We start from the raw sequence: 12,266 nt of genomic DNA, 5'->3' as shown, positions 1-12,266 counted from the left end.
GTGTCCATTATCGATCCGCAAGAGCAGACGCTATATCACCAGCTGGCCGAAACGCTGGCGGAAGCCATTCACAACGGCACCTGGCTGCCGGGTAGCCGCCTTCCCGCCGTACGCCGCTGCGCCGCTATCCATCAGGTCAGCGTTAACACCGTGCTGACGGCCTATCGGCTACTGGAAGATCGCGGACTGATCGAAGCGCGTCCCCAGTCCGGCTACTATGTCCGGGGCGTGCTGCCTTCGTTAAGGGCGCGCAACGGCCACCAGTCACAGGTGCGCACGCCCGGCAGCGAGAAGCTCGATTTGATCGATACCGTCTTTGCGGCGCAAAACCATCCGGACTATATCAACCTTTCGCTGGCCTGCCCGCAAAACAGCGATTTCTTTCCGACGGCGAAAATCAGCCGCATTATGGCTTCGCTGCTGCGGCGCGAACCTGGGCTGATCGGCCGCTACGCGCTGCCGCCGGGAAGCCAGCGTCTGCGTCGTGAAATCGCCCGGCGCGTAGCGGATTTGGGCATGATGCTCACCGCCGAAGATATTACGCTGACGCACGGCTGTATGGAGGCGCTACAGCTGGCTCTGCGCGCCGTCACCAAGCCCGGCGACTGCATCGGGCTGGAAACGCCCACCTATTTCTACCTCTTCCCTCTGGTGGCGAGCCTGGGCCTAAAGGTGCTGGAGCTGCCTACCGATCCGCAGCACGGTCTGTCGCTGGACGCGCTGGAGCTGGTGCTGCGTGAGCAGCGCATTCAGGCGCTGGTAGCCATGCCGACGGTACAAAATCCGCTGGGCTGCACCATGCGGCTGGAGGATAAAAAGCGGCTGGCGAAGCTGGTTAACCATTATCAGGTGCCGCTGATCGAGGATGGGCTTTATGACGAGCTGCAATTCTGCTGGCCGCTGTCGCCAGCGGTAAAGGCTTTCGATACGGATGGCTGGGTGCTGCACTGCGCCAGCTTCACTAAAACGGTGGCGCCCGATTTTCACGTTGGCTGGATAGCAGCGGGACGTTTTTCCCAGGCGCTGGCGCGGCTTAAGTCGGTTTCTTCCCTGACGGAATCAAAATTGCTGAGCGAAACGCTTGGGCTGTTTCTGGAATCCGGCGGCTACGATCGTCATCTTCGCACCATGCGTCGCCGCTATGCCACGTTAATGGATGAGGCGCGCGGCCTGATCGCCCGGCATTTCCCGCAGGGCACCAGAGCGACGCTGCCCAGCGGCGGCTTTATCTTTTGGGTCGAGCTGCCGGGCCAGATCGACTGCATCGATCTGTTCCACCGCCTGCTGCAGGAGAAAATCTGCCTGACGCCGGGCGCGCTCTATACGCTGAGCGACCGCTGCAACAGCGCGATCCGGCTGACCTGCTGCTACCACTTTGACGAACGCTATACCTGGGCACTGAAGCGCACCGGCGAGCTGGCCTGCGAGATGAGCGGCATCCCGCCCGGCATAGCCTGAGCCGTTACGGCATCCCGTTGCGTCCCCAGTGCGCGTAGCCCTTACGCTTCGTCAGGCGCTCGTAGTAGGCGCGCACCGCCGCCAGCTCGGGATGCTCCATCGGCGTTTCATACCAGCGGTTCACCGACAGCCCAATCGGGATATCGGCCAGCGAGAACGCGTCACCCGCGACAAAAGCGCCGGTTTTTTCCAGCTGCTGATTAAGAATAGCCATCGTGTAGTTCCAGCCTTTACAGGCGGCGGCCAGCAGGCGCGGATCCTGATGGGCGGGGGAATGCCGCACCAGCGACATAAACGCATAGCGCCAGGAAGTATTCAGTTCGGTGGCCTGCCAGTCAATCCACTGATCGACTCGTCCACGGGCGCGCGGTTCCTGTGGGTAGAGCCAGCCGCCTTCATAAGCGTTCGCCAGATAGCGAATGATGGCGTTGGACTCCCATAATATAAAATCGCCTTCCTGAATAACCGGCATTAATGCGTTGGGATTAAGCGCCCTGAATTCGGCCTCCTGAGGCGATCTGGCGCCTTCGCCCCACTCTTCGCGTGCAGAGGCGATACCCAGTTCCTCACAGGCCCACAGGACTTTACGGACGTTGATAGACGATGCACGCCCCAGTATTTTCAGCATATTTCCGTCACTTTTTTGTTCGGGTTTAGGCTACCTGTTACAGCGTGAACTGATAACGGCGCTCCTTAACCTGAAAATAGCACCTCTTCAGCACCCCGACCGGGAAAATTCCTGATATTGTCAAAGAAAATTAATGGAAAGGAGAGACAGATGACGCAGCTACGCGCTTTTAAACAGGTTGATGTTTTTACCTCTTCGCCTTTAAACGGCAACCCGCTGGCGGTGATCATGGCGGCCGAGGATCTCAGCACAGAGCAGATGCAGGCCGTGGCCCGCTGGACGCATTTATCGGAAACCACCTTTGTTCTGCCGGCAACCAACGAGGCCGCCGATTACCGGGTGCGTATCTTTACGCCGGACGGCGAACTGCCGTTCGCTGGCCACCCAACGCTCGGTACGGCCCATGCGCTGCTGGAATCCGGTATTAGCCTGAAGAAGCCGGGCCAGATTGTGCAGCAGTGCGAGCTGGGGCTGGTAAAGGTTAAGATTGCCGACGACGGCGCGCTGGCTTTTGCCGCCCCGGAGGCGACGCTGACGGAATTTAACGAGGCGCCGCTGGGCAGCGCGTTAAACACCGATGCGATAGAAACCCGTCTGCCGGTAATGATTGCGGATATGGGCATTCGTTTTCTGCTGGTGCCAATGGTTTCCGCCGAAGCGGTGCTGGCGATCAAACCCAACGTTACGGAATTTGAACGGCTGCTGAAAAAAGCCCGCGTGACCGGCGTGATGCCGTTTGGCCCTTTGCAGGGCGCAGCGGAACAGTATGAGGTGCGCGGCCTGCTGATGGAGCACGGCTCGCTGTGCGAAGATCCCGTGACCGGCAGCGCCAACGCCTGTCTCGCCCGCTACCTGCAGGCGCAGGGCGTGGAGCTGGATTACCGCGTGCGTCAGGGCACGGCCTTACAGCGCGCCGGTCGCCTGAGCGTAAGCTGGGCGTCGGGCACAGCCTGGATTGGCGGCCAGACGGTCACGGTCATAGACGGCACGATCCGTCTTTGAGGCTAAAGCCGGGAGGCGCGACGCTTCCCGGCCTGAAACGCCTCAGAGAAACATGCCGCCGGACGCCTCGATGCGCTGTCCGGTGATCCAGGCGCTTTCGTCACTGAACAACATGGCGATCGCCTTGCCGATATCGTCCGGCAGCCCCACGCGACCCAGCGCCGTGACGGAAGAGATAAACGCATTAATTTGCGGATTGTCGCGTACTCGCCCATCGCTGAAGTCCGTTGCGATAGCGCCGGGTGCCAGGATATTGACGCGAATGCCCCGCGCCGCCAGCTCTTTCGCCTGATAGCGCGTTAACACTTCCATCGCACCTTTTACCGCCGCATACGCTCCGGAGCCAGGCTGGCTGAAACGCGTCAGGCCGCTGGAGACATTAAGGATATGCCCACCGTCGGCTATCAGCGGCAGCAGCTGCTGCGTCAGAAAAAACGGCCCTTTAAAATGGACGTTAACCAAAGCCTCGAGCTGCGCTTCCGTGGTCGACGCAAAAGGCTCATGCAGCGCCGTGCCCGCGTTGTTTAATAAATAATCAAATCTGTCACGCTGCCAGATCGCTTTTAGCTGTTTTTGCACTTCGCTGACAAAGCCGGGAAAGGCCTGACTGTCGCCGACGTCCAGCTGTAGCGCGACGCCACGGGCGCCCAGCGCTTCAATTTCCTTAACGACTGCCTGCGCCTCCTGTTCTTTACTGCGCCAGGTAAAAATCACGTCAACGCCCTTTTCAGCCAGCTTCAGCGCACCGTTTCTGCCTAAACCCCGGCTGCCGCCGGTAATAACCGCAATTTTATGGCTCATTTCTCGCTCCGTAGGTTCCGCTGTGGATAAAAAACAGGATATTGCTCGCAAAGCGATCTATAAATGGTCCTGGCTACGCATCACTGTTTCGTTATAAGCAACAATGGGCGGATAAATGGATAAAATTCACGCAATGCAGGTTTTCGTCAGGGTCGCTGAACTTCAGAGCTTCACCCGCGCTGCCGACAGCATGGGATTGCCTAAAGGCAGCCTGTCGCGGCAGCTGCAATCGCTGGAAAACGCGATGGGCGTGCGGCTGCTGCACCGCACCACGCGGCGCGTCCAGCTGACGCAGGACGGCCTGATCTATTACGAACGCTGCCGCGACGTGCTGGCGACGCTGGATGAAATGGATTCGCTGTTCCAGCACGATCCCGCCACGCTAAGCGGCAAGCTGCGGGTGGATATGCCCATCAGCATGGCGTGCGACTATATCCTGCCGCTGCTGCCGGATTTTATGCAGCACTATCCCGGCATCGAACTGGAGCTGAGCAGCAGCGACAGACGCGTGGACGTGGTGCGGGAAGGCTTTGACTGCGTGGTGCGCGTCGGCGTGCTGGAAAGTTCCGGCCTGATCGCCAGGCCTTTGGGTAAGCTGACGCTGATTAACTGCGCCAGCCCTGACTATCTGGCGCGTTTTGGTACGCCGACCACGCCGGACGATCTCGTCTCGCACGCGATGGTGCACTACAGCCAGCAGATTGGCGTGCAGCCGACGGGCTTTGAATACTTTGACGGTAAAAATAGCCGCTATATTCAAACCGGTGGAACGGTAACCGTTAACAGCACGGAAACCTATCGCGCCGCCTGTCTGGCCGGCCTGGGCATTATTCAGGTGCCGGAACGCGGCGTAAAACAGGCGCTGACCGAGCGAAAGCTGGTCGAGATCCTGCCGCATTTTCGCGCCGAACCGATGCCCGTTTCGCTGATTTATCCCCATCGCCGCAACCTGACGCGTCGGGTTCAGGTCTTTATGGAATGGCTGACCCAGGCAATGAAAAACTACGTTGCCTGAGCGTCCGGCTATAATTTGTTTTACGCCATGCACTTGAAGGATATGAAGAAGGATCCATGAAGGAAAATAAACCCGAAGAGAAAAAAGCGGAAAAGCCGCTGATTAATATCAAAACCGGCAATCAAACCGTTGATAAGTCGATTACGCGCGTTTCCCGTCTGGTAAGCTGGTTTCAGGCTATTCCGGCGGTGGCGCATTTTATCCGCGCCGGGGAGCGCTTTACCGACCGCATGGGCAGCCAGTTTGGCGCGGCGATCACCTATTTTTCTTTTCTTTCGCTGATCCCCATTCTGATGGTGTCGTTTGCGGGTGTGGGTTTCGTACTCGCTTCCAATCAGGATCTGCTGACGGATTTGATCGACAGAATGGTTAACAGCATCAGCGATCCTACGCTGGCCACTACGCTGAAAAACAGCGTGAAAACGGCCGTCGAGCAGCGCACTACCGTGGGGATCACCGGCCTGCTGGTGGCGCTCTATTCCGGCATCAGCTGGATGGGCAACCTGCGCGAAGCCGTCCGCGCGCAGTCGCGCGACGTCTGGGAACGTAACCAGCAGGATAAAGAAAAGATTTACTTCAAATACACCCGCGATTTTATCTCGCTGATAGGCCTGGTGCTGGCGCTGTTTATTACCATCATGCTGACTTCGGTCGCTGGCGCGGCGCAGGACGCCATTGTGCGGGCGCTGGGGCTGGACGGTATCGAATGGCTGCGCCCGGCGATGACCACCATTGCCCTGACCATCTCTATCCTGGCGAACTATTTGCTGTTTCTGTGGATTTTCTGGCGCCTGCCGCGCCACCAGCCGCGTAAAAAGGCGCTGTTCCGCGGGACGCTGCTCGCCGCTATCGGCTTTGAGGTGATTAAAGCCATTATGACCATGACGTTGCCGAAGCTGGCTTCTTCACCTTCCGGCGCGGCGTTCGGCTCCGTGCTTGGCCTGATGGCTTTCTTCTACTTTTTCGCGCGTCTGACGCTGTTCTGCGCCGCCTGGATAGCCACGGCGGAATATGCGGATGATGAGCCGGAGCAGGCTAATACTCCGGTCTGATAACAATCAGGATGACGGCTGCAAAATAGCGCAGCTGTGATCCTGAAGCTCTTCCGCCGAACCCCGGTTCAGCAGCAGCAGATTGCGCTTAATCACCATCAGCACCCGCCGCCCGCCCGGCATTGCCGCCACCGCGATACCGTATTTCCCCATCTCCTCACGCGCGCCCGGCAGCTCGTTTGCAATGCGGACAAACGGACTGGTTTTTTTCAGTTCGTCACGGCTCACTATCCTGATCTGATACTCATGCTTACCCAACTGCGCCGACTGCCATTTCTCGCTTAGCGAGCTGTTCAGGCTGTCCAGCCGCCGCCGGATATCCGGACGCAGGCAGGAGATATGAATATGCAGCTGATTTTGCGTTCTGCCGCGCTGCGAGTTAATGCTTAACGCTACCGCGCTGTCGTCTACCGGCGAGCCGCGACGCTCTTCCATATAGTGACGCGCGTGCCAGGCCTCGGCAAAATAGTTAGGAGCAAAAGGATTAAGCAGCTCCGGACTTTCGATACCGGCAAGCTTTTTCACGGGCATTAACAGGAACTGTAGCGGCCCTTCCCGATCTTTCATCACCACGTAGCCGTTGCGCAAATCTACAATGCGGCAGGGCGCCGGATCGTTGTTTTGTTGCTGATTGGGTACGCACTGCTGGCTGACGATATTCCATAATGCATTGGCATTGTGTTTAAAACTGAGCGCCTTGCAGCCTGCAATAACAGCCACGGACGCCACGATGCCCATAATCAGGACACGCGTTCCTCCCTGCATGACAACAACCTCTGCGCGTTAAATTGCGCATAATGTAAACGAATCGTTGCTAAAGGTCATGCTAAATAATCAACACGCGTGACTATTTGGCGGAAGCTTTTTGGAATCAGCAGGATATAACGAAGAAAACAAAAGCCAGTCGGATGACTGGCTTCTGACTGATGACAAACTCACCCTCTGTCAGCATTCTGAAGATATTAACGCTGCATGGCTTTGTCGTAGGTGCCGCCATCCGCAAAATGCGTTTTCTGCGCTTTGGCCCAGCCGCCGAACTTAGGATCGTCGATGGTAAACAGCTTCACCGGCGCGAATTTGTCGGCATATTTTTTCGCCACTGCCGGATCGCGCGGACGATAATAGTTTTGCGCCGCGATATCCTGACCTTCCGGCGAATAAAGGTATTTCAGGTAGGCATCGGCCACTTTACGGGTATCGCGCTCGTCGACCACTTTATCCACAACGGATACCGTCGGCTCGGCCAGAATCGACTCGCTCGGCGTCACAATCTCAAACTGGTCTTTACCAAGCTTGTTGACGGCCAGGTAAGCTTCGTTTTCCCACGCGATCAGCACGTCGCCGATGCCGCGTTCAACAAAAGTATTGGTTGCGCCGCGTGCGCCGGAATCCTGTACTTCAACATTCTTAAACAGCGCCTTGATATAGGCCAGCGCCTTGTCGTTGTCGCCGTTGTTTTTGTCCAGCGCCCAGCCCCAGGCAGCCAGATAGTTCCAGCGCGCGCCGCCAGAGGTTTTTGGGTTTGGCGTGATCACGGAAACGCCAGGCTTCGTCAAATCCTGCCAGTCGTGGATCTGTTTTGGGTTGCCCTTGCGGACCAGGAACACAATGGTGGAAGTATAAGGGGCGGAGTTTTCCGGCAAACGCTTGATCCAGTTTTTGTCGATGCGTCCGCGCTCGGCAATAGCGTCCACGTCGGAAGCCAGCGCCAGCGTCACCACATCGGCGCGAATGCCGTTAATCACGGAGGTCGCCTGCTTGCCGGAGCCGCCATGCGACTGACGGATCACCACGTTATCGCCTGTTTCCTGCTTATAGTGCGCGCTGAAAGCTTTGTTGTACTGCTCGTAAAGCTCACGGGTAGGATCGTAAGAGACGTTTAACAGCTGGATATCTTTTGCCAGAACACTGGTTGAAGCCAGCAGCAGGGTTAATCCGATGCTCCACTTTTTCATTATGCGCGCTCCCAAAGGTTTTTTCTGGCAGAGAGCGTGACACAAAGTGACTGCTGACTTAAAGAATTAAAAGATAGCTGTAATAACTGAATGGAATATCACTTTGCATAATAAAGGCGCTGACGGGCAGCGCCTGAAAAGTCATTACGATTTAATAAAGACGTTTAGCCGTATCCAGCCAGTCGCCTTTAAATGGACGCTTCATATTCTCAATGGCGTCAATAATATCGTGATGCACCATCTTCTCATTCTGAATACCGACGCAGCGGCCGCCGTAGCCCTGAAGCAGCAGCTCGATAGAGTAGGCGCCCATCCGTGAAGCCAGAATGCGGTCATAGGCTACCGGCGCGCCGCCGCGCTGAATGTGGCCCAGCACCGTCGAGCGGGTTTCGCGTTTGGTTTCGGATTCGATATATTTCGCCAGCTCGTCGATATCGCAAATGTGCTCGGTAATCGCCACAATCGCGTGCTTTTTACCTTTAGCGATGCCCGCTTTAATCTCCTGCACCAGCTCTTCGCGAGTAAACGGAATTTCCGGCAGGACGATAAATTCGCAGCCGCCCGCGATCGCTGCCGCCAGCGTCAGATCGCCGCAGTAGCGGCCCATCACTTCGACAATAGAGATACGCTGATGGGAAGAAGAGGTATCGCGCAGGCGGTCAATGGCCTCTACCACCGTTTCCAGCGCGGTAAAGTAGCCGATAGTGTAATCCGTACCGGCCACGTCGTTATCGATGGTGCCCGGCAGGCCGATGCAGGGAAAGCCCATCTCCGTCAGCCTTTTGGCGCCCATATAGGAGCCGTCGCCGCCAATGACCACCAGCGCATCAATCCCGCGCTTTTTCATGTTCTCAATGGCCACGGCACGAACGGACTCTTCGCGGAACTCCGGGAAACGCGCCGACCCCAGGAAAGTACCGCCGCGGTTGATCATATCGGAAACGCTGTAGCGATCCAGATTCACCATGCGGTCTTCATATAATCCCAGGTAGCCGTCATAAATACCAAAAACTTCAAGATTTTCACTCAGCGCCGCACGAACGACACCCCGAATAGCTGCATTCATGCCAGGCGCGTCACCGCCGCTTGTCAGTACACCGATTTTTTTGATCATGACAACCTCTGAACTTGTTAATGCAAATTTTAAATTCTGAACGCCTTGGGGGATCGGCGTACGCGAGCGATCGACTAATGTTGGCAATAGTATATCAAAGCCTTTTAGCTGAATTGATTCAGGTCAGAGATCATTCTGCTATTTTTCCATCGCAAAATAACTCTTTCAGGCAATTTTCGGGTAACTCTTTTAACTCTCTGAAAATCATAGCCCATTCAGCTCCTTTTCAGGTACTACCGAGCAGGGATCCTGGTGAATAGTAATATCAGAACCGGGAAAAGCTTTCAGCAACGCTCGTTCAACTTCTTCCGCAATCAGGTGCGCCTGAAACAGCGTCAGATGGTCTTTTAGTTCCAGATGCAGCTGAATAAAACGCGTCGGGCCGGAAAGACGCGTGCGGATATCGTGTACGCCTTCCACACCGGGCCACTGGCCGGCAATGGTCGCAATTTCTGCCTTCTCTGACTCCGGCAGCGCCCTGTCCAACAGCAGCTGTACTGCTTCGTACCCCATCCGCAGCGCGTTATAGAGGATCCAGACGCCGATACCCAACGCAAACAGCGCATCGGCGCGTTTAAAGCCATACCAGCTCAATCCCAGCGCTATCAGGATGGCGCCGTTCATAATAACGTCAGATTGATAGTGAAGCATATCGGCGCGAATGGCGAGGCTGTGGGTTTTGCGCACCACCCAGCGCTGAAAAGCGACCAGGAGTAGCGTAGAAAAGAGCGCAATAAGCGTGACGATAACCCCAACCAACGGCGCACGCATCCCGGCAGGCGTCGACAGATGTTGTAATCCCGTCAGGAAGAGGAAAAGCGCGGAGCCGGAGATAAACATGCTTTGCGCGAGCGCGGCCAGCGATTCGGCCTTGCCATGTCCGAAGGTATGTTCCTCATCGGCAGGTTGCAGAGAGTAGCGCACCACAAAGAGGTTAGTCAGCGAGGCAGCAATATCCACCAGAGAATCCACCAGCGCCGCCAGCAGGCTGACCGAGCCGGTATACCACCAGGCGAAAATCTTCACCAGAAGTAACAGAGAAGCCAGAGCCGTAGCCGCCAGAGCGGCAGAGTTAACCAGGCGCGCATAATGCTGTGCCATATCGCACTCCGTTCAGGACAGTGGTTTAAGTATACCGGATTTCGGGCAAAAAAAGCCCCGCCATCATGAGGGGGAAGACAGGGGTGGTGATTTAAATATCATCATAAGTAACTGAAACAAAAGGATTTGTTTCTAACAATGTCCACAGATTGACCACATCAAAAAATTAGCCTGCCAGCGGGGCGGGCTAGCGTTAGCGTTCACCGCGCAGCAATGCAAGGCCCAAGGTGACCAGATAACCGAGTATCAAAAATCCTATAGCGCCGATTAATTTCATTATGCCGCTATCAAACATGAACAACGAAAGAAGTGATGCCAACGAGGCGAAACCAATCACTGTAGCTGCCAGCGCATGAGATACACTAACTCCCACATACCTGGCGAACTTTGCCAGGCAATATTTTACAGAGTTCATTTTCGATCGTCCTGCACATTGCCGGATGGCTGTTGATAAATTTAATATAAGGTTCGAGCTGACCCTCTACTAAAAAATAAATCATATCAAGGTCTTGTATCGACACCTTGTAATATGTCTGCGGATAGTCTCGCCGCAAACGGCGAGAGGCCTCTGCGGCTTCCTCAATGAGTCCCTGCCACATCAGAACATTGAGCGGCACCGAAACGCCAAATCGAACGAACTCACGATATACGGGTGCCGATGTCACATGGCGTAACATTATTGAGCCAGCTGTATATGCCAGTGCAAATTGCGCTGCAGTCTTTCCAGCAAAATGCCCTACACCATAATTTATCTTACTGTTTATGGCTGCCCGTCCTGAGTCGTTCATTTTTTGATAAAATTCAACCATGACTAACTCAATCAGGCGACGCAACGGCTCCTCCTTGTCTCCCAGCGATTTAACCAACCTGATAAACCGTTCTGTTTCTCGCTGATTTCTGTCCCTAAGGCCATCACCTGCCGCGCCGCTACCCTGCCAGGTTCTGACTAGTCCACGTCCCATCAATCCGGGTATACTGGAAATGCCATCAGCTATCCCACGTGCTACCATTTTTGCATCCATACAATTATCTCCTGATAAAAATCATACTGACGGTATCGCTAGTTGTGCATTGATTCAACAACCCTGACGCAATGATTTGCAATGTTGTTACAGTGCTATGACTGATGTCTATCCTGCGCCAGGCCTGACCCGAACGCCTCTGACAGCAATTATCATGCGCCATACGCGATCCTAATTTGATCCTCGCGCAATCGGATAGATTCTTTTAAAAAACATTAAGTTATACGAAAGGCTACCAGCACGCGGCGCGCCTGTTTTTGCAAAAACCTGCGAAACGTTGCGCAGATTGCAAAACCCCGCGTACCGCCGCCGCCCAGCACTGGCGCGGGCTGGCAGTGCCTTAATCACACAGGCGGGGCAGTGGGTATGCGGTGCCCCGGCCATGTCCACAAAGTGTCCTCAGTGTCCACATAACGTCCACATTCAGGACATTTAGAAACCGTTCCAGACCGTTCCAACATTTCTACAGGGGGTTGTTTTGAAAGGAAATTACAGCTAAGTCGTTGATAAAAAAAACCCCCACATCATGTGGGGGAAGACAGGGATGGTGTCTATGGCAAGGAAAAAAGGGATATTCTGCTACTGGTTACTGCCTGTGCTACTTACAGCCTGCAGCGGTGTAACGTGCTGCGCTTCCGTCAGGCGGCGCATTTCGTTTATGCGCTGCTGATGCTTCTGATTCAGAACGGCTTGCTGCGCCGGCGTCAGCAGGTGATACATCTGGTAGCGCACTCGCGCCATCTCTACCTGCCGTGCTACTTCAGCCTGAGCAATTTTGTCGACGCGGGCTTTATAGGCCGCCTCATCAAATTTATCTGCAATAATCATTGCATGCAGCTGTTCTAAATCGTTAATACTTATGGGAGAACGCTCATGACGAGCCTGCTGCATCAGATCCCGTAACTGCTGGCGCTGCTGTTCGGTAAGATCGATGCCATCAAACATGTGGTTTTGCGGAACTTGCGCCATACTGCCTGGCACTGCGCTACCCCGATGCATCTCGTCAAACGTCGTCACATCTGTAGCCCATGCGGCGGAGAAGCTGAGTATCAGCGCCGGAACCACAACGACGGCGGTAACTTTGCGCATCGTTAACTCCCAGGTTGGTTTCCATATTT

The 12,266-nt window shown here is 55.4% G+C and carries 12 protein-coding genes; 4 read left to right on the top strand and 8 right to left on the bottom strand.

Features of this window, described 5'->3' with window-relative positions; genetic code table 11:
• The gene (locus AB6T85_RS21105; RefSeq protein WP_253457060.1) at positions 1–1,458 is read left to right on the top strand and encodes an aminotransferase-like domain-containing protein; all 1,458 of its coding nucleotides are present in this window, start codon (positions 1–3) and stop codon (positions 1,456–1,458) included.
• 4 nt (positions 1,459–1,462) lie between these two features.
• On the opposite strand, the gene AB6T85_RS21100 is transcribed toward AB6T85_RS21105, so the two are convergent.
• Positions 1,463–2,086 carry a glutathione S-transferase family protein gene (locus AB6T85_RS21100; RefSeq protein ID WP_253457057.1) on the bottom strand — a complete coding sequence of 208 codons (624 nt, stop codon included), beginning with the start codon at positions 2,084–2,086 and terminating at the stop codon, positions 1,463–1,465.
• A 150-nt stretch (positions 2,087–2,236) separates the two neighbouring features.
• Between AB6T85_RS21100 and AB6T85_RS21095 the strand changes: the two genes are divergently transcribed.
• Positions 2,237–3,088: a PhzF family phenazine biosynthesis protein gene (locus AB6T85_RS21095; RefSeq protein ID WP_301252475.1), complete on the top strand. Its 852-nt coding sequence runs from the start codon at positions 2,237–2,239 to the stop codon at positions 3,086–3,088.
• 42 nt (positions 3,089–3,130) lie between these two features.
• On the opposite strand, the gene AB6T85_RS21090 is transcribed toward AB6T85_RS21095, so the two are convergent.
• A complete protein-coding gene (locus tag AB6T85_RS21090) occupies positions 3,131–3,889 on the bottom strand; it encodes an SDR family NAD(P)-dependent oxidoreductase (protein ID WP_301730970.1) in 759 nt (252 codons plus the stop codon).
• 115 nt (positions 3,890–4,004) lie between these two features.
• Here AB6T85_RS21090 and AB6T85_RS21085 point away from each other — a divergent pair, with 115 nt between their 5' ends.
• Both AB6T85_RS21085 and yhjD read left to right on the top strand, forming a co-directional pair.
• Entirely contained in the window at positions 4,005–4,904 is a 900-nt protein-coding gene (locus tag AB6T85_RS21085; protein ID WP_301730971.1) for a LysR family transcriptional regulator, read from the top strand.
• A gap of 56 nt (positions 4,905–4,960) precedes the next feature.
• Complete coding sequence (gene yhjD, locus AB6T85_RS21080; protein WP_253457045.1) at positions 4,961–5,956, top strand: inner membrane protein YhjD; 996 nt, start codon at positions 4,961–4,963, stop codon at positions 5,954–5,956.
• A gap of 6 nt (positions 5,957–5,962) precedes the next feature.
• Here the strand turns inward: yhjD and AB6T85_RS21075 are convergent, their stop codons facing one another.
• The 6 genes from AB6T85_RS21075 to cpxP form a co-directional block, all read right to left on the bottom strand.
• Positions 5,963–6,721 carry a CDP-diacylglycerol diphosphatase gene (locus AB6T85_RS21075; protein ID WP_253457043.1) on the bottom strand — a complete coding sequence of 253 codons (759 nt, stop codon included), beginning with the start codon at positions 6,719–6,721 and terminating at the stop codon, positions 5,963–5,965.
• Between the two features lie 197 nt (positions 6,722–6,918).
• A complete protein-coding gene (locus tag AB6T85_RS21070) occupies positions 6,919–7,911 on the bottom strand; it encodes a sulfate ABC transporter substrate-binding protein (protein ID WP_301252471.1) in 993 nt (330 codons plus the stop codon).
• A 151-nt stretch (positions 7,912–8,062) separates the two neighbouring features.
• Positions 8,063–9,025 carry a 6-phosphofructokinase gene (gene pfkA, locus AB6T85_RS21065; protein ID WP_125290594.1) on the bottom strand — a complete coding sequence of 321 codons (963 nt, stop codon included), beginning with the start codon at positions 9,023–9,025 and terminating at the stop codon, positions 8,063–8,065.
• A gap of 204 nt (positions 9,026–9,229) precedes the next feature.
• Positions 9,230–10,126, bottom strand: a complete 897-nt coding sequence (gene fieF / locus AB6T85_RS21060; RefSeq protein ID WP_253457039.1) for a CDF family cation-efflux transporter FieF — start codon at positions 10,124–10,126, stop codon at positions 9,230–9,232.
• A gap of 362 nt (positions 10,127–10,488) precedes the next feature.
• On the bottom strand, positions 10,489–11,148 hold the full coding sequence (locus AB6T85_RS21055) for an Ssp6 family T6SS pore-forming effector (protein WP_301730974.1): 660 nt from the start codon (positions 11,146–11,148) through the stop codon (positions 10,489–10,491).
• A 579-nt stretch (positions 11,149–11,727) separates the two neighbouring features.
• Positions 11,728–12,237, bottom strand: coding sequence for a cell-envelope stress modulator CpxP (gene cpxP, locus AB6T85_RS21050; RefSeq protein WP_369896583.1), 510 nt, complete (start codon positions 12,235–12,237; stop codon positions 11,728–11,730).
• Between the last annotated feature and the right edge of the window lie 29 nt (positions 12,238–12,266).

Origin of the sequence: Erwinia aeris (assembly GCF_041224955.1) — a bacterium.
Taxonomy (GTDB): Bacteria; Pseudomonadota; Gammaproteobacteria; order Enterobacterales; family Enterobacteriaceae; genus Erwinia; species Erwinia aeris.
Note: the sequence above shows the minus strand (reverse complement) of the source record. Positions and strands in the feature narration are given on the sequence as shown.

Excerpts from the sequence above, each read along its gene's own strand:
- AB6T85_RS21100 (WP_253457057.1), bottom strand. The coding sequence starts at position 2,086 with ATGCTGAAAATACTGGGGCGTGCATCGTCTATCAACGTCCGTAAAGTC.
- AB6T85_RS21095 (WP_301252475.1), top strand. The coding sequence starts at position 2,237 with ATGACGCAGCTACGCGCTTTTAAACAGGTTGATGTTTTTACCTCTTCG.
- AB6T85_RS21090 (WP_301730970.1), bottom strand. The coding sequence starts at position 3,889 with ATGAGCCATAAAATTGCGGTTATTACCGGCGGCAGCCGGGGTTTAGGC.
- AB6T85_RS21085 (WP_301730971.1), top strand. The coding sequence starts at position 4,005 with ATGGATAAAATTCACGCAATGCAGGTTTTCGTCAGGGTCGCTGAACTT.
- yhjD (WP_253457045.1), top strand. The coding sequence starts at position 4,961 with ATGAAGGAAAATAAACCCGAAGAGAAAAAAGCGGAAAAGCCGCTGATT.
- AB6T85_RS21075 (WP_253457043.1), bottom strand. The coding sequence starts at position 6,721 with ATGCAGGGAGGAACGCGTGTCCTGATTATGGGCATCGTGGCGTCCGTG.
- AB6T85_RS21070 (WP_301252471.1), bottom strand. The coding sequence starts at position 7,911 with ATGAAAAAGTGGAGCATCGGATTAACCCTGCTGCTGGCTTCAACCAGT.
- pfkA (WP_125290594.1), bottom strand. The coding sequence starts at position 9,025 with ATGATCAAAAAAATCGGTGTACTGACAAGCGGCGGTGACGCGCCTGGC.
- fieF (WP_253457039.1), bottom strand. The coding sequence starts at position 10,126 with ATGGCACAGCATTATGCGCGCCTGGTTAACTCTGCCGCTCTGGCGGCT.
- AB6T85_RS21055 (WP_301730974.1), bottom strand. The coding sequence starts at position 11,148 with ATGGATGCAAAAATGGTAGCACGTGGGATAGCTGATGGCATTTCCAGT.
- cpxP (WP_369896583.1), bottom strand. The coding sequence starts at position 12,237 with ATGCGCAAAGTTACCGCCGTCGTTGTGGTTCCGGCGCTGATACTCAGC.